Genomic DNA, 18,679 nt, shown 5'->3' with positions numbered 1-18,679 from the left:
ATCCCATGAACGAGCCTTATATCGTTAAAATTTCAGATAGCGACGCGATGATGTTCGGCTGCGAAGCGGACGAGCGGGTGCGAGAATTTGCCGCTAAATTTGACGGCTGGGAGTACGAGAGCGAGTTTGAGCGGACCGGCTATCTGCTCGGTACGGACGTTTTTATCGAGGTTGCGAGCGAGGAGCGCTTAAATGAAGACGCCTTACGCGCTCAAATTCCAAACGAAAAGGCTTTGGACGCTGACGGCGGCACGGCGTTTTTGAGCCTGCGCGAGTGGGACGGCAAGGAGCATTAGCGGGTTCGCGCGAGCGATGAAATTTTACGCGCGATAAGCGAGGATGAGGACGGCGGCGCGGCGTATCTGCTCCTTAGTCCGCGACATATCGCCGCAGAGGAGCTGCGAGGCGCCTTTGAGGGCAGAGCGCCGCAGGAGTTTGCGCGCATTACCCGTGGCCTCGAAGACAAATACGATTGCAAAGACCGAATACTCTGCTACGTCGTTTGCTATTTTACGCCGAAAGGCAAAGAGGGGATGCGGGCGGACTTCGGCGTCTAAATTTAAAGCGCGGCGGATAAATTTAAAATTTGACCGCGCAGCGCACTCGCGCCAAATAGCAAAGGTTTTATCTTGCGCGTAAGACCTGCGCCGTATGGGCGCAAGTGAAATTTAAGCGACGAAATTTAAACCGCCGCGACGATCGAAATGGGGTCAAAATGATAAAATCCATAAAATTTGGGGGCGAAAGCATCGAGGAGCTGGAGGTTTGGTACTACGCCCCAAAGCACGAATGTAGCGCGGCAGAGTTCGCGCGAGAGTGCAGTAAGCTCGCGCGCGCGGACTTTGGGCTCGCCTCCCTTTACGAGATAAAATTTGAAAAATTTACGCCGAGCGAGCCCGATGATTTTATGAAAGAGCGTATAGCGGCCGCTTTGAGCGCGGCCGGCCTATCAGGCGAGCCTCAAAATTTTGCAATGAGCGGCGAGAACGACTGGGACTGGCAGGAGTGCACGTTTGAGGCGAGCGGACAGCGTTTTTTACGCGTCTGGGCGACATCAGCTTGATAAATTTAACCCGTAGATACTGGCTTTGCACGCACGAGGTTTCGGGCGGATTTGCCGCAAAGCGCTTGCAAAAGGCGCGAGCGACGTTAAAATTCCGCGCTACCGCTTATATCGCGCGTATTTGCACGCCTTGAAGCGCAATAGCGTAAGCCAAGCAGCAAAGCAAGCAAGCGCGCCCTATTTCGTGCAAATTTACGCGCCGAGGCGCAGGCGGCGCCCTGTTTTGAGCCAAAATTTATTTGAAGGGAAAATATGAAAAACCTATTTCTAGCCGCGCTTGCGGCATTAGCGCTTAGCGGGTGCGCGGGCTTAAAATGCGGCGCAAAGGACGGACGAGACGTCGCCGAGATCGACGTGCCCGAAGATGGCTGGACGAGATACCTAGACACCGACGGCGAGACCAAGGAGATCGCATTTTTCACGGCATTTTTCTCCAAGCAGTTCCGCCAGAGCCCAAAAGATGGCGAAAAGATCGGCTTCGTGCTTACCAAAAAGAGCGGCGAACGCATACCGATAAGGCTTGGCAATATGTATAAGGCGGCAGACGGCGCATTTGTGCTCGCGGATCTTGACGCGCAGAGCGACGTATGGGGCGGAGCGGAGGAGCTACAAGGAGCAAAACGGGTGAAATTTTACAAATTTCAAGAAGACAGCGTCAAAGTGACGGACTATGAGGCGCAAAGAGGGCTTTGCGAGGCGTTTTACGCAGGCGAAAAGATAAGCGTCAAAAGCGTGCTAAGCCGCCGCACGAGCAAGGCTGGCGAGGCTAGCGGCGAAATTTCCACCGCGCAGACGCAGGGCGAAATTTCGTGCGACGCCGTCAAAGCTTTAAACTTGCAGGAAAAGACATCGTCGCAAGGCTCTAGCAAAAATTTAGCGAACAAAAAGAGCGCCGCGCAAAAAACCGATAGCGAGGCGTTAAAATCAGAGACGGAAGCGCTAAAAAACGTCATCTGTATTATAAGAAAAAACGAAGTCAATTGAAATTTCAGTTTAATGAGTGAAAATTTTGCTAGAATTTTGAATAAAAATATCTTTTTAAGGAGCAAAAAATGAGAAAAAGCGTTTTATTTTTCCTATTGCCGCTGTTTTTGTTCGGCGGCGAGGCGCAGAAGCAGCTAAACGTCTTTGAGCTAACGCCGTCAAAGATGCCGCCGCAGCAATTTAAAGTCGAAGCGATCTTTTCGAAAGAGATCAAAGCCGACTGCAACGACGCGTATCTGATCGGCGGCAAAATAGAGCAAAAAGAGGGCTCGGACGGGCTTTATTACGAGTTTAGCGGCGGCAACGAACTTGCTCAAACGCTGATGCTATGCAAAACCGAGAAGCAAAAAAAATGGGTCTATTATGAGCTTGAAGCGCCTTTTTTCTACACTCCGGGCGAAATTAGAATTTTAGCGCCCAAAGACGTCAAGGTCGAGCTTAAAATTTACGAACTCGTAGAGAGCAAAAAGCCTAAAATCCGCAAGATGAAATAATTTCGCAAGAAGCGGGGCGGACCGAGCTTATGCGCGGCGGAATTTTACGGCGCAATAGATTTTTCATCGCGCAATGGATTTGCGCGCAGGCGAGATAAATTCTACGACGAAGAATGGAATTTCGGCATCAATGGGTCGTTTGGTTAAAATTTCAGTATAATTTTGCAAAAAATAAGGAGATAGCATGTCAGAGAGAATTTTTAAAAGCTTAAAAGAGCTTTTGACGCAGCAGGGCGCGCGCTTCCGCGTAGTAGCTCACCAAAGCGCGGGCACCTCCGCCGAGGTCGCCAAAGCCCGCGGCACACAGCTGGGGCAAGGCGCAAAGGCACTGGTTTGCACGATCAAGGGCTTTAAGGACGGGCAAATTTCTTTCGCGCAAAATTTAAATTTAGCAAACGCCGATGACGTGCAAAACCCCGACGCTTCCTGCGTTGCGAGCGCTCAAGGCCGCAAAAACGGCGCCTGCGATGGAAATTTAACTTTAACCGCCGATCAAATCTGCGCCAACGTGCCGCAGCAGCTAAAGCTTCCTAGCGACAAACCAGCGGGCAGAAACGGCAGGATCTACGTCCTAGCGGTCTTCGCAGCCGATCATAAAACCGATCTAAAGCGCTTGGCAGAGGGGCTCGGCGGCACGAAAGCGTCGCTCGTAAGCCCCGATGAAGTGGGCGATCTCACGGACTGCGTCATTGGCTCGGTGCCGCCGTTTAGCTTTCACAACAAACTACTGCTAATCGCCGATCCGTCGCTGTTCGGACGCTTTGAAGAGATCGCTTTCAACGCGGGCTTGCTCGATCACTCGATCATCCTAAACGCGCAGGATTATGCGCGCATCGCAGCTCCGCACATCGTTAGCTTCACCGAAAAGGCTCAGGATGACGAATAATCGCGCATCGTCCGTTTCACACAAGAATAAGAGGACTCGGATTAAATTAACCCAAAAGCAAGGGCAGAATAGAAAAAGATGGCTAAGGATGGCTGTAAAAGCGGCGCTTTGATTTTTGATCTTTTTCTTCATATTAAGGCTTTAAAATTTGCAGTATAATCAGAAGCAAAGAGGTCGCGACCGAAACAAGGGGGAATGTTATGAAGCAGATGTGGATATTTTTGCTGTGCCTACTTGCGCTATACAGCATGGAAAATGCTGCAGCCAAGGGAGACGATGCGCCGCGGCCAGAGATTTATCAGAGTATGAAAGATATTTACGACAATCTGCCGATCGCGCAACTGCCGATGCGCTATCCGGGAGAAATTTCGCCCTTAGCGGCTATCGATAAAAATTTACTTGATAAAAATAAGCTGTTTTCGTTCGCAAAGGAGAATTTTTTAATCGACAATCTAAGCGCGTATTGGGAGAGGATCAAAGACATAAGGGCTTGTCGTTTGCCTGAAAAGAGCGCCAAAACAATTTTGCTAAGGCTTTATCTGAGGGATTTTCAAGATAGCAAGCACGGGCACGAATATGTTTTTATGTGCCTTTTAAACGACGTATTTCGTATAAGCGATTGTCGCGAAATTTACGCCGATTACGTGCACTGCGGTAAAAGCAAGCCGCCGATGCGCGCCAAGCAGGAGTTCGTCATCGACGCCGATTTACGCTGCACAGTAACAACGCACTACTATACTTTAGATGCCGGTAAGGAGCTGCACAGAAATGCCTGCGTGCTCGAAATAAAAAACGGCGCGATCGTTACTAAGGATTAAAATCCGAGGCGATTTTGCGAGATGTTTTGGCCGTAAATTTCATAGGCAGAGCGGCAAACTGAGACGCGAATTCGCTCTATCTATGAGCCCGGCTATTTCAAATCGCGATAAAATAACGCTTAAACCGAGCCTCGAATTCATCATATTGATGAGGCGCTGTTTCGAGCCGCGTCAAAACGGCTCGTAAATCTTTGGTGCACCGCAGCGTCCCACTAAAATGCGTCGCCTTGCGGAGCATTTTAACGACGGCGAGCGCTTTATTTCGTTTTAACTTCCTGCAACGAGCCGAATGTCAAATTTGAAATTCTTAGTGCATCCCCGAAAGCAACGAGGATAAAACATCCGAATTTTAAAATTTAAAAATTTTTAAAATAAAAGTGTGAGTTTAAAAAGAATTAATCGCGACGATATCACATCGCCGCGACTGAAGAGGGCATCATCGTGCCCGCGAAGGTGCTTATTTCATAGCGCCTTGTTGTTTCATCTGATCCATCATCTGCTTAAATATCTCTTTAGCTTGTTTGCAAGTGGCCTCTTGCTGCTCCTTAGGAAGTGCGCTGATCTGATCCATGGACTGCTTTTTTTGATCCTCGTACATCTTGACCTGCTGCTCTTGACCAGCTTGTTTGTAGGTATCAACCATCTTATCAAGATCTGCGAAATACTCTTTGCAGCTATCTGAAAGATCTGCAGCGCTAAGACTTAGCGCAAAGCCAAAACTAGCCAAAACTAAAATTGATTTTTTCATTTTTCTCTCCTTGTAAAAAATCAGCGAAAGTATATCATTTCGCTTAGTAAATTTGCCTTAAATTTTAATCAAATACGGCCGTTTTTTTAAATTTATAGCGCTTTTGAAATTTTAAAATTTTACTCTCATCGCGATGCTTACATTTTTTAAAATTTAACTCGTCTTTAAATTCTAAATTTCGGCTCGCGGTTTCGCAACTGCCGCTGGTGCTTTTTAAAATTTCGCCCTCGCCGCCTCTTGGGGCTGCAGCGTAAAAATCACTTCTCATCAAATCTAATTTGCACCGACTTTTTGTGCGCGCCGAGCCCCTCTGCGTCCGCTAGCGCCATGCACGCGCCTCCGAGCTCGTCTATGGCGCGCTTATTTAGCGCTATGATCGAGCTTCGTTTGATGAAGTTATAAACCCCCAAAGGCGAGAAAAACCGCGCGCTTCCGCCGGTCGGCAGCGTGTGGTTAGGACCTGCGAGGTAATCGCCCATCGCTTCTGGCGTGTAGTGACCCAAAAATATCGCGCCTGCATGGCGTATGCGCGGAAGCAGCTCGTAGGCGTTCTCGGTCGCGATCTCGAGGTGCTCGACTGCAAGCTCGTTCATTAGCCCCACGCATTCGTTCATATCGCGCGCGATGATGATCGCACCTTTGTTTTGCACGCTGGCGCGAGCGATCGGCTCACGCGCGAGCGTAGGAAGTTCGCGCTCTATGTGCTCTGCGACGGCAAGAGCGAATTTTTCATCGTCGCTTATCAAAAAGCTGCTCGCGATCTCGTCGTGCTCGGCTTGGCTAAGCAGATCCACAGCGATGTTGCGCGGATTTGCCGCGGCGTTTGCGATGATGCCCACTTCGCTAGGGCCCGCGATCATATCGATATTCACGTCGCCAAACACGAGCTTTTTAGCGGTTGCGACGAAGATATTCCCGGGGCCCGTGATGACATCGACCTTGCCGATCGTGCGCGTGCCGTATGCCATCGCCGCGATCGCGCTGGCGCCGCCCACCTTGTAGGCCTTTTTGATCCCCAGCACATGCATCGCTGCGAGCAGCAGCTCATTTACGACGCCGCCCACGGCAGGAGTGCAAACGCTGATATCCTCTACGCCCGCGACGATTGCTGGGATCGCATTCATCAGAAGCGAGCTCGGATACGCCGCCTTGCCGCCCGGGATATACAGCCCCGCGCGATCTACCGGCGTGATCTTTTGCCCGAGCATCGCGCCGCTTGGATCGAAGCTAAACCAGCTTCTCTCAAGCTGTTTTTCATGATAAGCGTAGATGCGCTCGTATGCAACCTGTAGCGCGTTTTTAAGCTCCGTGGTTAAGCTTTCATACGCACGGCTCATCTGCTCTTGCGTGATAGCCAGATCGCCCTGCACGCGCCATCTATCAAATTTCTCTATCTGTTCGGCTAGCGCCTCATCGCCGCGCGCTCTGATCTCCTCGATGATGCCGCTTACGACGGGCATTACAGACCTCATATCCGTCTCGCCGCGGCGCACCAGCCTCGCGAACTCCTCTTTGAAATTTGCGTCCGTGCTTTTTAAAATTTTCATTTTCGCTCCTTGTGATGCTTGGAATTTTAACGCTTTTTGCTAAATTTCGCCTTTAAGCTTGCGGCTGTGCCTAATCTAAGATAATGAAATTTGAAAGTCTTTTTTCTAAAAATCCAATATTTCTTAATAAAACATATTTAAAAAATGAATGATTTTTTAATAAATTAAGCAAAAAAGGAATAAAATGCTCAAAATTTTAGATGGAGCAACTTATGAAAAAGATATTTTTAGTGCTAGCCGCCATGACGGCTTTATTGTCGGCAGAACAGAACAATTTTGATATTAAAGAACTTCAAAATAGATGCAATAACAATGATGCCACAGGATGTGTAAGGCTGGGCATAGCATATAATTTTGGCAAAGGCATAAAACAAGACTATAAAAAAGCAAGTGAATTATATTCTAAAGCTTGTGGATTAGGAGATGGTCTTGGGTACTTTGGTCTTGGGGCTTTATACGAATTTAGCAAAGGCGTAAGGCAAGATTATAAAAAAGCAAGTGAATTATATTCTAAAGCTTGCGATTTAAGAAATAGCTCAGGATGCTATAATCTTGGAGGATTATACACAAATGGACAAGGCGTAAGGCAAGATTATAAAAAAGCAAGCGAATTGTTTTCTAAAGCTTGTGGTTTAGGACATAGCAGAGGATGCTATAATCTAGGAGTTTTATATACAAATGGACAAGGCGTAAGGCAAGATTATAAAAAAGCAAACGAATTGTTTTCTAAGAGCTGTGATTTAGAATTTAGCAGCGGATGCTATAATCTCGGGATTTTATATACAAACGGGCAAGGCGTAAAGCAAGATAAGAGTATGGCGAAGGAATACTTCGGCAAGGCTTGCGATTTGGGTGATCAAATTGGTTGCGACGAATATAAAAAGCTGAACGAGCAAGGATTTTAATCCGTTTAAATTTAAAACCGCCCGTTAAGCCTGCTTAAATTTGCGACTTAAAATTTAAAGGTCAAAATTTGAATTATATCGTCGCGGTCGCGCGCAGCAGTACTAAAGGCGCGGCAAAATGCACAGGCTTTAAATTTAAGCCCATTCCGCCGCAGCAGGCATTACATAAACGCCACGTAAGGGCTACGGTAAAATTTAGCGAGCCGCCCGTTCATAGTATTCGCGCCAAAAAAAATGGCGCGTTCTGCCGCCGTTTAAATTTCAGATGAGCCGTTAATTCCTTAAGAATTTTAAAATTTTAAGCCTTCTTTTTTGCAGGTTAAAATTTCGAGCGAGCTACTAATTCGTAGCGTTCGCGTCGAACTGCAAAAATTTCCTGATCTCCTCCATCGCCTCTTTGTTTGAGAGAGTAAATTTGATCTCGATGCGGCGGCTAGCGTCCTTGTCCTCGACGCCTCTGCGCATCACGGGCTGCGTGTAGCTGCGACCGCTGGCGATGAGGTATTTTTGCAGCCGCTCATCTTTATTCCACGAGTTGATGAAATCCATCACCGCAAACGCTCTGTTTTGCGACAGCTCGAGGTTGTATAAATACCCGCCGTCGCTGTCCGTGTGCCCCTCGATGATGATCTGATCTAAATTTTCGCGAATTTCATCGTTATTCAAAAGCGCGGCGAAATAACTCTGTAGCGTCGAGCGGAGCGTCTCTTTGGCGCTCTCTTTCAGCTCGCTTGAGCCTTTGTCGAAAAGGATCGACGAGCTTAGCGTCATCGCGCCGCTTTCGTTGTCGATGCGGATCTTGCCGCCCAGCTTCTCCTTCAGATCGGCGATGATCTTGACCTTCATTCCGGTGAGGTTGCGGATGCGGTTTTTCGTGACGTTGAGGTCTTGTAAAATTTTATTAAAATCGCTCTCCTTCTTCGTGAGCTGATTGAGCAAAAAGGCGATTTTAAGCTCATTTTGGCTGATCGTAGCGTTGGCGTCGTCGCGTGCTTTTTGCAGAAGCGAGTTGATGTCTAAATTCTCTTTTTTCAGCTTCTCAGCCATCTCAGTCAGATCTTCGATCTGTATGAAATAGATGGAATTTTGCTTGCGAAGATCGGTGTTTTCGATATTTAGCTTCTCGAGCTGATCGCTAAAAATTTTATTCAGCGCTTCAAGCTCGGCGCTTTTTTTCTCCTGGCTTTGCAGGCTTGCTAGCGCGCTTGAAATTTGGCTTTCTTTCTCCTGCAGGTTGCTTTGCGTGAGGAAGTATTTGACGATGATGCCGCCTACTAAAAGCACGAAAACAAAAAGCAGTCCCGCCATCAAGTCGGCGTACGCGATCCAAAAGGTCTCTTTTTCTTCGTTATTCGTTTTCATCTAAAAGTGCTTTTTCATCGATGCTCGCAAGCGTTTTGCGAAGCTCTTCGATGATGCTTTCGTTGCTCGTCCGCGCAGCGCCCTCTCCAGCTAAAAGTGCCTTCAAATCCGCGCTTAACCCCTTAAAGCTAGCGTCAATTTTAGCGGCGTAAGCATTCTGCGAACTTGAAATTTCGCCCGCAAACCCACCTAAGGAGGCATTTAGGCTCTTGATTTGAGCGCTTAATGCATTCGTAACGTTAGCCAGCTCGCCTTGCCCATCCGTTAAAGTCTTAGACTGGCTTAGATACTGCGCGGAAATTCCGTTTTGAATTTCGATTAGGCTTGCAGACACGGACTTAAGCGCAGATAAAATTTGAGCGAAGCTCTTATCTAACTCACCGTGAGCGAGATTTGTCCTTTGGATCATCTCTCCTGCCTTTTCAAGCTCTTCTTGTGTAATTGCCATACTTCGCTTCTCGGCTTCCATCACGCTTTCAAACGCGCCGATTTTTTCATCGATTAGGCGGTTTAGCCTTTCGGTAAAATTCGTAGAGCTCATCATCGCAAATGAGCGCGAAATTTCAGAATTAGCGTTTAAAATTTCACTCAGATAGCCCTGTGTTATTTCGTCTTTGTTCCAGAAAAAATTTTTAGTGGAATTTTTGTATTTGATGAGCAGACGCTCATATTTGCTAATGCCTTTTTTCTCAAAATATATCCACCAAAGCGCTAAGAAAATTCCATAGATCGAGACGTAAAACGCCGTGCCTACGCCGCCTAGAAGCTGCGCGATCTCGGTTTCGAGCCCATCGATATTGCTTGAGGAAAAGTGCGGCATCGAAATCGCAATCGAGATGAAAGTTCCTAAAATTCCAAGCATCGGAAAGACTGCCGATGCGACGGAAGCGTAGTTTTGATTACGCAGCGAGTAGCCGTATTCGTCCACAAAAAGATCAAAGCTAGCATCGGATTTTTTCTTACCGCCGATACTTAAAAGATTGGCGACGATGTAATTTTTCAGCTCGCGCTTGAAATCATCGATATTATTTTGAAAATTTAAGCAGCCATATTCTGCATTATGACGAGCTAAAATTAGTGCAATAATAAGCAAAACTGCAAGCATCAGGATCGAGTGCGTCTCTACTTTTAGTCCGATAAGCCCCAAATAGCCCAGCAAAAACACCACAAAAACCGCGATCGGCAGAGCTGCGATCTTAAAAAAAACGCCCGCTAACGAGCGCTCCTTCGCCTCAGGTAGCGTGATATCGAGCACTTCGTTATTTGGGCGATCCATATTAGTTCCTATTTAGGCAATTTAGATTTTCAAATGCGACCTGCAAGCGCGCCACCATACTCTGCTCGCCCGCTCTCAGCCATTTGCGAGGATCGTAGAATTTTTTATTCGGTTTATCCTCACCTTCTGGATTGCCGATTTGAGCTTGCAAATAGCCGCGATTTTTGGCCTCATAAGCGCGCACGCCGTCCCAGAACGCCCACTGCGTGTCGGTGTCGATATTCATCTTAACGACGCCGTAGCTGACGGCTGCCTTGATGTCGGAGGTCTCGCTGCCGCTGCCGCCATGAAAGACGAAATTTACGGGCTTCTCGGATTGCAGATTAAATTTTTCTCGGACGAATTTTTGCGAATTTTTCAAAATTTCAGGTCTCAGCACGACATTGCCCGGCTTATACACGCCGTGGACGTTGCCGAAGCTTGCCGCAATGCTGAATCTATCGCTGATTTTGCTTAGCCGTTCGTAAGCAAGAGCGACATCTGCGGGCTGGGTGTAAAGCCGCGCATTATCAACGCCGGTATTATCGACGCCGTCCTCTTCGCCGCCTGTGACGCCAAGCTCGATCTCAAGCGAAATTCCAAGATCGCTTAAAATTTCCAAATACTTTTCGCAGGTCGCTAAATTTAACTCCAAATCATCCTCGCTAAGATCGAGCATATGCGAGCTAAACAGCGGCACGCCGTGAGCTTTTTTATGAGCGGTATTAGCTTCGATGAGCTCGTCGATCCACGGAAGCAGCTTCCTCGCGGCATGATCAGTATGCAAAATCACCGCAACACCATAATGAGCTGCCAGAGCATGCACTTGACGTGCGCCTGCGATAGCGCCTAAAACTGCGGCATTAGGGCAAGTAGCGCCTGCATAAAATGCTGCGCCGCCGTTGCTAAACTGAATTATTACGGGCGAATTTGCGATTTTAGCGCTTTCCAAGACGGCGTTTATGGAGTTGCTCCCCACTACGTTTACCGCAGGGATCGCAAAGCCTTGCTGCTTCGCATACGCATAGACCTTACTTACGTCATCGCCGCTTAAAACGCCCGGTTTTACTATATCTAAAACGCCCATTTTTAGCTCCTATATTATTTATACTCGATTTTAGCGTTTTTGTGAAGATCTGCCGCTTTTTGCTCGACTACTTTCGCCGCTTTTTGCTGTCTAAGCACGCGCTCAATAAAAGGCTTTGCCTCGCTTTGACTTAACTGCTTTTTAGCTTGAGACTCCTCTTTTAACACGACGTGATATCCGACTCTGCTTCTAATAGCTTTAGTAGTGATTTGACCATCTTTTATCTTAGAGATCGCATCGGCAAAAGGCTTGACCTGATCACTAGGCATCCAGCCTAGCTCGCCGCCAGTTTGTTTAGCCTGCGGATCGATAGATTTAGCTTTGGCAAGCTCTGCAAATTTAGTAAATAGCGCACTGTCGCTAAGCCCTTTTAACTGCTTAATAATATCGTTTGCCTCAGCTTCGGTTTTAACGACGATCTGAGCCGCTTTGATTCTCGCAGGCTCGGTAAAGCGCGCTTTGTTTTTGTTGTAAAAATCGGCTATTTCTTTATCGTCGATATTTATTTTGCTGGCTTCTTTAGCCTGCCATACGCGAAGCGCTAAGTTATCTTTTACGATTTCAAGCTCTTTTTTATAAACGTCTTCGTCCATAACGCCCGATTTTTTGGCTTCATCCGTTAGCAGCATCAGATCGATGCCTTTATCGATAAGCTCCTTTTTTTGATCCGCGTTAAGAGCAGCGATATCTACGTTACCTATGCCTTGAAGTAGCGGAGCAAGCTCTTTTTCGGTTACGTCTTTGCCATTTACGGTAGCGTAAACGGTAGCGTTAAGGCTGATAGCAGCAGCCAAACTAAGTGCTGTAAATAAAACTTTTTTCATCATAATTCCTTAAAAAAATTTTAACGGCGATTATAACTCAAAGTTGTTAACAATCAAACTGTGCTTTAGAATTTTAGGGTAGAATTCCGCCTTGAGGAAATGCAAATGAGAAGTAAAAAAGATATTTTAGAGATAAAAAAGAGAATTCTGCAAAACTTCGCGGAAGAGCGCAGCGAGCTGAAATTTAAAGACACCTATCAGCTTTTGGTCTGCGTGATGCTTAGCGCGCAGTGTACCGACAAGCGGGTAAATTTGATCACGCCGCGCTTTTTTGCGGAATTCCCTAACGCCCGGGCACTCGCAAAGGCCAATCTGGCAAGCGTTAAACTGCTAATTAGCTCGTGCAATTTCTACAACAACAAAGCGGTAAATTTAATCAAAATGGCGCAGGCGGTGGTTCGCGACTTTGACGGCGTCGTGCCGCTTGATGAAGCGGGGCTAAAATCTCTTGCGGGCGTGGGGCAAAAGACCGCTCACGTCGTGCTTTTAGAGGGTGCGGGCGCAAACGTGATGGCGGTGGATACGCACGTCTTTCGCGTCGCGCATCGCCTAGGGCTGAGCCGTGCAAAGACGCCCGAGCTTACGGAGCGCGATCTTAGCGAGGCTTTTAAAACGGATCTTGGCAAGCTGCACCAAGGCATGGTGCTTTTCGGCCGCTACACCTGTAAGGCAATCAAGCCAAACTGCAAGGAGTGCTTTTTAAACGAGCTGTGCAGTAGCAAGGATAAGAATTTTCCGTAAAATTTCAGCCTGCAGATGCGAGCTTAAATTTACGCACTTAAATTTGACGGAATTTTAAAATTTTGACGCCTTGTCTAAACCCGCTCTACGGCAGACATTCGGCTTTATGGCGCGAAAAATTTAGATTGAAATTTTATAAACGCTTCTTTTGATTTTTATCTTTTAGCAAATTAGCGTTTTACTTTCGGAGCCTACTGCTTTTCTAGCCAAGCCCGGTATCCTTCGCTTTTAATCACGTCCGCGATGCTTTTTGCCATCTCCTGCGGCAGAAATTCGGACTTTTTATCGATGACGGACACTAATGCGTAAGCGTTATCGTAGTCTTGCAGCTCTAAGCCCGCGCGCACCAGCGTTTCGTATAAAAACGGCTCGTCTTTTTCGATGCTTACCGCATCATCGTTTAAAAACTCATAGATGAACGCAAGCTGTTTTTTATCGCCGATTTTTAAAAAATAATCGGCTAAATTCGTCGCGCTCTTAATGATGATTTTGCGTAGCTCGTCTATCTGCTGCGCAGAGTAACGCTGGGTAATCAGCTGCCAATTTTCCGCCATCCTTGCCGCAATGATAGATAGCTCGAAGGCCCTGCCGCCATAAGCATATTTTTCGCTTTCATCGTCTATTTTTTCTATGGCTCCGAATTCACCCGCCATATACTCGTATAGCTCCTCGTCGCTGCCGCTGAAATTTTCTAAATTTAATATCTCGGCGACGGTTTCGGAATTTTTGGGCAGATCGCTTGAATATCCAGGCTCCTGCTCTTCGTCCTCTTCATCTAGGGCAGCTTTTCTAGCTTCAAAAGTTTTAAAATCCACCAGCGGATTAACGCTTTTTTTTTACGAATTCAAAAAAGGCGGAAATATTGATCTGATGCTCATCTTCGCAAATTCCATCTTTAAACATCAACTCGCTATTTTCAAAAAATTCCCAACCCTCAAGCGCGCCCAGGTAGCTTCGACCGATCCGTCCGTCTAGGACATAGACGCATTCTCTAGCGCTATGATCAGGCATTGCGTGGTCGTTTGAGACGATATACGGCGCTTGCGTTTTTCCAAAAACCTGCAACATTCCGTCGTTGTATTCGCCGCTTATGCCCCAAATCGCCGTTAGATTGCCGCCGATTGCGATAACGCCGTCCTGCGAATGCAGATAATTACACGCCGTATCTTTGGCGACCTGTAAAAACAGATAATCATCATCGACGATATCGCCGCCGATAGATAAATTTCCGTTAACAAACATCGCTCGTGCGCTATTTTTACCGCCTGCCCCGCTAAATTTATCCTTAAGCCAAGCGGAATTTATCGTGCCTCCCGAAAGACTAAGATCGCCGTCAAACACCAGCACGTCAAAACTGCTATCCAAATGTAAATTTGAGCCGAATTTTTGCTCAAATTCATCATAAGGCAGTATAAAAACGGGTGGAATTTTGGTTGCGAAAGGGCTGCGGTTTTCGTATTGCTTTACTTGCGATTTAACGATCTGCTCGCAATTTTGCAGAAAATTTTTGATCTGGTTTTCCATTTTTATCTCCTTTTAAATTGCTATTTTGGCAAGTAGTTCCGCCGAGCAAATTTTAGCGTCCGCTCTGCTTCATTCTTTGCATTCGTAACTTTTCAAGAAGCAGTTGCGAGTGCAAAGAAGCAAAAATCTAGAAAAAGCACTCGCGAGACGAACCGCTAAATTTATTGCAATCTAGCGATTATATTTCTTACGACTTCCGCCATCATCTCCACCGACGCTATCTCGCAGTGCTCGTTCACGGAGTGCGGCGAGTGGATGTTCGGGCCTATGGAGCAGGCTTGCAGCTCAGGCTGTTTTGCGACCAGTACGCCGCACTCAAGACCTGCGTGCACGGCGGCAAATTTAGCCTGCGGCTTTTGTTTTTGCAGTTCTTCGAGTACCAGATGCGCGAAGTTGCTGATGCACGGCGCCCAGTTCGCCGAGCGGTCGGCTACTTTGACCTCAAAGCCCAGCGCGCTAGCTAGTGTAGCGGTTTCAAAGCCCAGATTCTCGAGCCCCTCTCGCTTCATCGCGCGTCCGAAAAAGTCAAACTCGATCACGCCCTCTTTTTGCTTAACGGTCGAGAGATTTATGCTTTCGTTTACCATGCCAAGCTGCGTGTCGTAGCTGCGCACGCCCTGGGCAAATGAGTTAATTAGCGCTAAAATTTTGCCGCTGTTTACCAGCACGTCCGCTTCGCCCTCGCCTAGGCTCTTTACCCACGCCAGTCCGCGCTGCTTTAGCTCATGCGCGCACAGCGCCTTGCACACTGCATTTGCGGGGATCGAGTTGCTCCTCTCGCCAAAATCAAGGCTGATTAGCTCACAGCCCTCCTCGGCGAGAAATTTTGCCAGTAGCTTCGTCGCGTTTGGGATATTTTTATGTATCTCGTTGCCCGAGTGCCCGCCGCTAAGCCCAGTGACGCCGATCTCGTAAATTTTACCGCTCTTTTTGACGCTCGCAGCGCCGATTTTTGCGCTCACGTTTATACCGCCGGCACATCCCAGCGTCACGCGGTCGTCCTCCTCGCTGTCTAAATTTAGCAGATTTGGCGATAAAATTTTACCTTTAAAGGCGTTTGCGCCCACGAGCCCGACCTCTTCGTCGTTGGTAAACAGGCACTCTAAATTCGCAAACTCCCTCATTGCGCCCATCATCATCGCCACGCCGATGCCGTCGTCAGCGCCCAAGCTCGAGTTTTTCGCCCTTAGGATGCCGTCCTCTTCGATAAGCTCTAAATTCGGCGCCGCACCCACGCAGACCATGTCGTAGTGGCTTTGCAGACAGATTTTAGGCTCGCCCTTTACGGCGTGGATGTTGCCCGCCTCATCGACGCTCACGCTAAAGCCCAGGCAGCGCGCAAAATCCGCCAAAAACTCCCTCATCTGCTCCGTTTCGCAGCTACAGTGCGGTATCTCGCACAGCTTTTTAAAATCGTTTATAACCTCGTTTTTTTGCATGTTTGCTCCTTTTGAATTTATTATATCCGCGCGTTATTGCGACACGCCCGTTAAATTTAAGCGCGCCCGCGCCCGCTTAAGCGCTTACGAAATTCTGCTAAATTTAAACGCGATCACGCCGACATAGCGCTTCCGCAAAATACGCGCAGAATTTCAATCGCGCTAGCTTGCGCTGCAGGCAAGCTGCGCAAAATGAAATTTTACGCAAATCGCAGGAATTTTACCGAAATTTAGCAAGAATTTTATTTAAAATTTAGTCCGAATTTTGCCGGGGATTTTTATTTTACGATTACGCCCTCATAGCCCGTTTTTGCGATCGCCTCAAGCATCGCGGTCTCGTTTGCGTCATCTTTTGCCGCGACGGTTGCTGTTTTGCTCTGCTGCGAAACCTTCGCGCTTATCACGCCTGGTGTTTGCAAAAGCGCCTTTCGCACGATCGTAGTGCAGAGCGGGCAGTGGATTTTTTCCACGTAAATTTTAACCTCTTTGTCGGCAAAAAGCGCCGTAAATCCAAGCATCAAAAACAAAATTTTACGCATAAAGCCCTCCTAAAATTTCAGGATATGTAAGCATAAAGGCAAGCAAGGCTCCTAAAAGCGCGTAGATTAAAATCCATTTTTTACGCCCGCTTTGCAGCGAGCATGCGCGCGGCTTCTTGAAAAAGAAAAATGCAGAAAGCGCGAAGCAAAAAAGTGCTAACGCAGAAAGCGGCGCGCGGTAGCTCTCCAGCGCCTCAGCGCCCGAAAAAATGGAAAAACTCGCGCCGAAAATCAAAAATAAAAGCGCGGGCAGGCAGCAAAACGTCGCCGCAACCGCGCTAAAAATCGCGGCAAATATCAGCCAAAGACTGCGCGCGCTGAAGCGATTTTTGCCAGGATTTTCCCGTTTTTGCGTCAAGGTTTCTTGCGCGGGATTTTCTAGTTCGGTTTTCAAATTTTGCCTTTCAGTATAATCTTGATAATCTTGTCGCACTCCAGCCGGTTTTTAGCACGGAATTTTATCTGCAAATTTTAAATTTAAATTTTACCTTTTTTAGCGTCGTATGCTAGTCATTTATCGCTTGATGCGGCTATAAATTGGTCGTAGCGCGCCATGCGGTATCACATAAAAAAATCTGCCAGTCCACGGTGAGCCATGAAATCAAAGGCATAAGTGCTCGCGCGCTCGTCCTTGATCTGCGCGAAATAAAGCCACCGAAGCGCCACCAAAGTTTTAGTTGCTAAAAAATCCTGCACCGTCATCTCGCAATGGAATTAAATTTAGCAAATTCTATCACGACATAAACGCGACGTTGCTGCTCGTAATCTCGTAGCGAAATTAAATTTAGCTGCAGCCTCTGACTTTATGACCTTTGGCTGCGCTTTAAATTTTACTTTCAAAGCCCGTTTTCTCCGCGTCGCGGTAGAAATTGATCTGATCTTTTTTGATGATGCGGATATAGTCGGTGCTGCCCGGATGGCCGCTTTGAAAGCCCGCCGTCATCACGTAGGTGCCGCCTTCTTCGATGAGCCCGCGCTGCAGAGCCTCGCTTATGATACGTGCGAGCAGCGAGTTGATGCTAGTTTTTTCCTTAACCATCGCTGGATTTACGCCCCACACGAGACTTAGCGCGTGCGCGGTCTGCTCGTCGTGCGCGATTGCGATGATGTCGATTTTAGCGCGGTTACGTGCGAGTTTGATCGCCGAGCGTCCCGAGCCCGTGATCGAAAGTATCGCGCCCGCGCCCAGCCTTGCGGCAAGTGCTGCGGTGCTTGAAGTGATCATATCGGTCTCGTCGTAGAAGTCGTAATCGTTAAATTTATCGTAAGGATAGATCTTTTCGGTCTCGCGGATCGTCTCGCTCATCGCGGCGACCACGGCTGCGGGGTTTTTGCCGATGGCGCTCTCCTCGCTTAGCATCACGGCGTCGGTGCCGTCGAGCACGGCGTTTGCGACGTCGCTGATCTCGGCTCTGGTGGCGCGCTCGTGCTCGGTCATGCTAAGCATCATCTGCGTGGCGGTTATGACAGGCTTTGAGCGGGCGTTGGCTAACGCTATGATGCGCTTTTGGATGCGCGGGATCTCATAAAACGGCATCTCGATGCCCAGATCTCCGCGCGCGACCATTATGCCGTCGCTTGCCTCGATGATTTGCTCTATATTTTCGACCGCGTCGAATTTCTCGATCTTGGCGTAAATTTTAGCTTTTGAGCCCAGCGAGTTTAAAATTTCGCGCACGCGCAGGATGTCGTTTTGCGACTGCACGAAGGAGATGCCTACGAAATTTACGCCGTGCGCTGCGCCCCAGCGCAGATCTTCCAGATCTTTTTGCGTGATGACGTCGATATTTAGGCGGGTGTTTGGGAAGTTCACCCCCTTATTCGAGCTTAAAAAGCCGTCGTTTTCGAGCACCGCTCGCACGCCTTGCTCGCTTACTGCGACTACCTTGGCGCGGATCGAGCCGTCGTAGAGATAGATAAACTCGCCCACTTTCATTAACGGCAAAATTTCTGGGTGGTTGATACACAGCTCGTATTCGCCCGGGGCGGTCTTTTTACCGATGATTTCGCGAGGAAGGAAGGTGATTTTATCGCCCGTTTTTAATTTAAAATTTTCCTCGAGTTTGCCGACGCGGATCTTTGGACCGCTGATGTCCTGAAAGACGCCTACGCGTACGCCCAGGCTCTTTTCTACGGCGCGGATTTTGTTTAAATTTGCCTCGTGATACTCGTGCGTGCCGTGGCTGAAGTTCATCCTAAAGGCATTGCAGCCCGCCTTTACCATCGCGCTCATCATCTCCTCGCTGTCGCTTGCGGGTCCGATGGTCGCTAGGATTTTGGTTTTTTTAAGCATCTTTTCTCCTTTAAATTTAAAATTTATCGCCGTATTAGGCGAAATTTTGCGCGAAATTTTGAAATTTCTAAATTTTAAAATTCGCTAGGCGAAGGAATTTCAAAATTTTATAGCGCGAGAGAATTTCAGAATTCTACGGCACGACGAAATTTTAAAATTTCATAGTTTGC

21 protein-coding genes are annotated in these 18,679 nt (G+C 47.8%); 8 read left to right on the top strand and 13 right to left on the bottom strand.

The features are described from left to right. Positions 1-5: 5 nt before the first annotated feature. The 6 genes from Q0460_RS01330 to Q0460_RS01305 all read left to right on the top strand — a co-directional run bounded on the left by Q0460_RS01330 (position 6) and on the right by Q0460_RS01305 (position 4,245). A complete protein-coding gene (locus Q0460_RS01330; protein WP_299083908.1) occupies positions 6-296 on the top strand; it encodes a hypothetical protein in 291 nt (96 codons plus the stop codon). A 419-nt stretch (positions 297-715) separates the two neighbouring features. Beyond that, positions 716-1,063, top strand: a complete 348-nt coding sequence (locus tag Q0460_RS01325) for a hypothetical protein (RefSeq protein WP_299083905.1) — start codon at positions 716-718, stop codon at positions 1,061-1,063. A gap of 252 nt (positions 1,064-1,315) precedes the next feature. Continuing rightward, the gene (locus Q0460_RS01320; protein ID WP_299083903.1) at positions 1,316-2,047 is read left to right on the top strand and encodes a hypothetical protein; all 732 of its coding nucleotides are present in this window, start codon (positions 1,316-1,318) and stop codon (positions 2,045-2,047) included. Between the two features lie 68 nt (positions 2,048-2,115). Further along, positions 2,116-2,541, top strand: a complete 426-nt coding sequence (locus tag Q0460_RS01315) for an ecotin family protein (RefSeq protein ID WP_299083900.1) — start codon at positions 2,116-2,118, stop codon at positions 2,539-2,541. 184 nt (positions 2,542-2,725) lie between these two features. Beyond that, positions 2,726-3,427, top strand: a complete 702-nt coding sequence (locus Q0460_RS01310) for a YbaK/EbsC family protein (protein ID WP_299083897.1) — start codon at positions 2,726-2,728, stop codon at positions 3,425-3,427. A 200-nt stretch (positions 3,428-3,627) separates the two neighbouring features. Further along, positions 3,628-4,245, top strand: coding sequence for a hypothetical protein (locus Q0460_RS01305; RefSeq protein WP_299083894.1), 618 nt, complete (start codon positions 3,628-3,630; stop codon positions 4,243-4,245). A gap of 457 nt (positions 4,246-4,702) precedes the next feature. Here Q0460_RS01305 and Q0460_RS01300 read toward each other — a convergent pair whose 3' ends face one another. The 3 genes from Q0460_RS01300 to hisD form a co-directional block, all read right to left on the bottom strand. Beyond that, positions 4,703-4,993 carry a DUF5339 domain-containing protein gene (locus tag Q0460_RS01300; protein ID WP_299083891.1) on the bottom strand — a complete coding sequence of 97 codons (291 nt, stop codon included), beginning with the start codon at positions 4,991-4,993 and terminating at the stop codon, positions 4,703-4,705. Positions 4,994-5,057: 64 nt separating this feature from the next. Then, on the bottom strand, positions 5,058-5,261 hold the full coding sequence (locus tag Q0460_RS01295) for a hypothetical protein (RefSeq protein WP_299083888.1): 204 nt from the start codon (positions 5,259-5,261) through the stop codon (positions 5,058-5,060). Next, a complete protein-coding gene (gene hisD / locus Q0460_RS01290; protein WP_299083885.1) occupies positions 5,251-6,540 on the bottom strand; it encodes a histidinol dehydrogenase in 1,290 nt (429 codons plus the stop codon). The genes Q0460_RS01295 and hisD overlap by 11 nt, the downstream gene beginning before the upstream one ends. Positions 6,541-6,752: 212 nt before the next feature. Between hisD and Q0460_RS01285 the strand changes: the two genes are divergently transcribed. After that, complete coding sequence (locus tag Q0460_RS01285; RefSeq protein ID WP_299083881.1) at positions 6,753-7,445, top strand: tetratricopeptide repeat protein; 693 nt, start codon at positions 6,753-6,755, stop codon at positions 7,443-7,445. A gap of 339 nt (positions 7,446-7,784) precedes the next feature. On the opposite strand, the gene Q0460_RS01280 is transcribed toward Q0460_RS01285, so the two are convergent. From Q0460_RS01280 to Q0460_RS01265, 4 genes are read right to left on the bottom strand one after another with little or no spacing between them, the layout of a single operon-like run. Continuing rightward, positions 7,785-8,807, bottom strand: a complete 1,023-nt coding sequence (locus Q0460_RS01280) for an OmpA family protein (protein ID WP_299083878.1) — start codon at positions 8,805-8,807, stop codon at positions 7,785-7,787. Next, positions 8,794-10,083, bottom strand: a complete 1,290-nt coding sequence (locus tag Q0460_RS01275; protein WP_299083875.1) for a MotA/TolQ/ExbB proton channel family protein — start codon at positions 10,081-10,083, stop codon at positions 8,794-8,796. Before Q0460_RS01275 ends, Q0460_RS01280 begins: the two co-directional genes overlap by 14 nt. A 1-nt stretch (position 10,084) precedes the next feature. After that, the gene (fbaA, locus tag Q0460_RS01270; RefSeq protein ID WP_299083872.1) at positions 10,085-11,149 is read right to left on the bottom strand and encodes a class II fructose-bisphosphate aldolase; all 1,065 of its coding nucleotides are present in this window, start codon (positions 11,147-11,149) and stop codon (positions 10,085-10,087) included. Positions 11,150-11,163: 14 nt separating this feature from the next. Beyond that, positions 11,164-11,973, bottom strand: a complete 810-nt coding sequence (locus Q0460_RS01265; protein ID WP_291936539.1) for a peptidyl-prolyl cis-trans isomerase — start codon at positions 11,971-11,973, stop codon at positions 11,164-11,166. A gap of 105 nt (positions 11,974-12,078) precedes the next feature. On the opposite strand from Q0460_RS01265, the gene nth reads away from it, so the two are divergent. After that, positions 12,079-12,714: an endonuclease III gene (gene nth / locus Q0460_RS01260; protein WP_299083869.1), complete on the top strand. Its 636-nt coding sequence runs from the start codon at positions 12,079-12,081 to the stop codon at positions 12,712-12,714. Positions 12,715-12,905: 191 nt separating this feature from the next. Here nth and Q0460_RS01255 read toward each other — a convergent pair whose 3' ends face one another. The 6 genes from Q0460_RS01255 to pyk all read right to left on the bottom strand — a co-directional run bounded on the left by Q0460_RS01255 (position 12,906) and on the right by pyk (position 18,509). Next, positions 12,906-13,529: a hypothetical protein gene (locus Q0460_RS01255; RefSeq protein WP_299083866.1), complete on the bottom strand. Its 624-nt coding sequence runs from the start codon at positions 13,527-13,529 to the stop codon at positions 12,906-12,908. Between the two features lie 7 nt (positions 13,530-13,536). Beyond that, a complete protein-coding gene (locus Q0460_RS01250) occupies positions 13,537-14,238 on the bottom strand; it encodes a hypothetical protein (protein ID WP_299083864.1) in 702 nt (233 codons plus the stop codon). Between the two features lie 161 nt (positions 14,239-14,399). Beyond that, on the bottom strand, positions 14,400-15,677 hold the full coding sequence (locus tag Q0460_RS01245; protein ID WP_299083861.1) for a M20/M25/M40 family metallo-hydrolase: 1,278 nt from the start codon (positions 15,675-15,677) through the stop codon (positions 14,400-14,402). A gap of 278 nt (positions 15,678-15,955) precedes the next feature. Then, positions 15,956-16,216 carry a heavy-metal-associated domain-containing protein gene (locus Q0460_RS01240; protein WP_005871832.1) on the bottom strand — a complete coding sequence of 87 codons (261 nt, stop codon included), beginning with the start codon at positions 16,214-16,216 and terminating at the stop codon, positions 15,956-15,958. Beyond that, positions 16,209-16,610, bottom strand: coding sequence for an aryl sulfotransferase (locus Q0460_RS01235; RefSeq protein ID WP_299083858.1), 402 nt, complete (start codon positions 16,608-16,610; stop codon positions 16,209-16,211). Before Q0460_RS01235 ends, Q0460_RS01240 begins: the two co-directional genes overlap by 8 nt. Positions 16,611-17,039: 429 nt before the next feature. Beyond that, positions 17,040-18,509, bottom strand: a complete 1,470-nt coding sequence (gene pyk, locus Q0460_RS01230) for a pyruvate kinase (RefSeq protein WP_299083855.1) — start codon at positions 18,507-18,509, stop codon at positions 17,040-17,042. Positions 18,510-18,679 lie beyond the last annotated feature (170 nt).

This window comes from uncultured Campylobacter sp. (assembly GCF_937980635.1).
GTDB lineage: Bacteria > Campylobacterota > Campylobacteria > Campylobacterales > Campylobacteraceae > Campylobacter_B.
Note: the sequence above shows the minus strand (reverse complement) of the source record. Positions and strands in the feature narration are given on the sequence as shown.

Bases quoted from the DNA above. Each gene is read 5' to 3' on its own strand.
- Q0460_RS01275 (WP_299083875.1), bottom strand. From the start codon at position 10,083: ATGGATCGCCCAAATAACGAAGTGCTCGATATCACGCTACCTGAGGCG.
- hisD (WP_299083885.1), bottom strand. From the start codon at position 6,540: ATGAAAATTTTAAAAAGCACGGACGCAAATTTCAAAGAGGAGTTCGCG.
- Q0460_RS01330 (WP_299083908.1), top strand. From the start codon at position 6: ATGAACGAGCCTTATATCGTTAAAATTTCAGATAGCGACGCGATGATG.
- Q0460_RS01305 (WP_299083894.1), top strand. From the start codon at position 3,628: ATGAAGCAGATGTGGATATTTTTGCTGTGCCTACTTGCGCTATACAGC.
- Q0460_RS01250 (WP_299083864.1), bottom strand. From the start codon at position 14,238: ATGGAAAACCAGATCAAAAATTTTCTGCAAAATTGCGAGCAGATCGTT.
- Q0460_RS01320 (WP_299083903.1), top strand. From the start codon at position 1,316: ATGAAAAACCTATTTCTAGCCGCGCTTGCGGCATTAGCGCTTAGCGGG.
- pyk (WP_299083855.1), bottom strand. From the start codon at position 18,509: ATGCTTAAAAAAACCAAAATCCTAGCGACCATCGGACCCGCAAGCGAC.
- Q0460_RS01325 (WP_299083905.1), top strand. From the start codon at position 716: ATGATAAAATCCATAAAATTTGGGGGCGAAAGCATCGAGGAGCTGGAG.
- Q0460_RS01245 (WP_299083861.1), bottom strand. From the start codon at position 15,677: ATGCAAAAAAACGAGGTTATAAACGATTTTAAAAAGCTGTGCGAGATA.
- fbaA (WP_299083872.1), bottom strand. From the start codon at position 11,149: ATGGGCGTTTTAGATATAGTAAAACCGGGCGTTTTAAGCGGCGATGAC.
- Q0460_RS01240 (WP_005871832.1), bottom strand. From the start codon at position 16,216: ATGCGTAAAATTTTGTTTTTGATGCTTGGATTTACGGCGCTTTTTGCC.
- nth (WP_299083869.1), top strand. From the start codon at position 12,079: ATGAGAAGTAAAAAAGATATTTTAGAGATAAAAAAGAGAATTCTGCAA.
- Q0460_RS01280 (WP_299083878.1), bottom strand. From the start codon at position 8,807: ATGAAAACGAATAACGAAGAAAAAGAGACCTTTTGGATCGCGTACGCC.
- Q0460_RS01310 (WP_299083897.1), top strand. From the start codon at position 2,726: ATGTCAGAGAGAATTTTTAAAAGCTTAAAAGAGCTTTTGACGCAGCAG.
- Q0460_RS01300 (WP_299083891.1), bottom strand. From the start codon at position 4,993: ATGAAAAAATCAATTTTAGTTTTGGCTAGTTTTGGCTTTGCGCTAAGT.
- Q0460_RS01285 (WP_299083881.1), top strand. From the start codon at position 6,753: ATGAAAAAGATATTTTTAGTGCTAGCCGCCATGACGGCTTTATTGTCG.
- Q0460_RS01295 (WP_299083888.1), bottom strand. From the start codon at position 5,261: ATGAGAAGTGATTTTTACGCTGCAGCCCCAAGAGGCGGCGAGGGCGAA.
- Q0460_RS01265 (WP_291936539.1), bottom strand. From the start codon at position 11,973: ATGAAAAAAGTTTTATTTACAGCACTTAGTTTGGCTGCTGCTATCAGC.
- Q0460_RS01315 (WP_299083900.1), top strand. From the start codon at position 2,116: ATGAGAAAAAGCGTTTTATTTTTCCTATTGCCGCTGTTTTTGTTCGGC.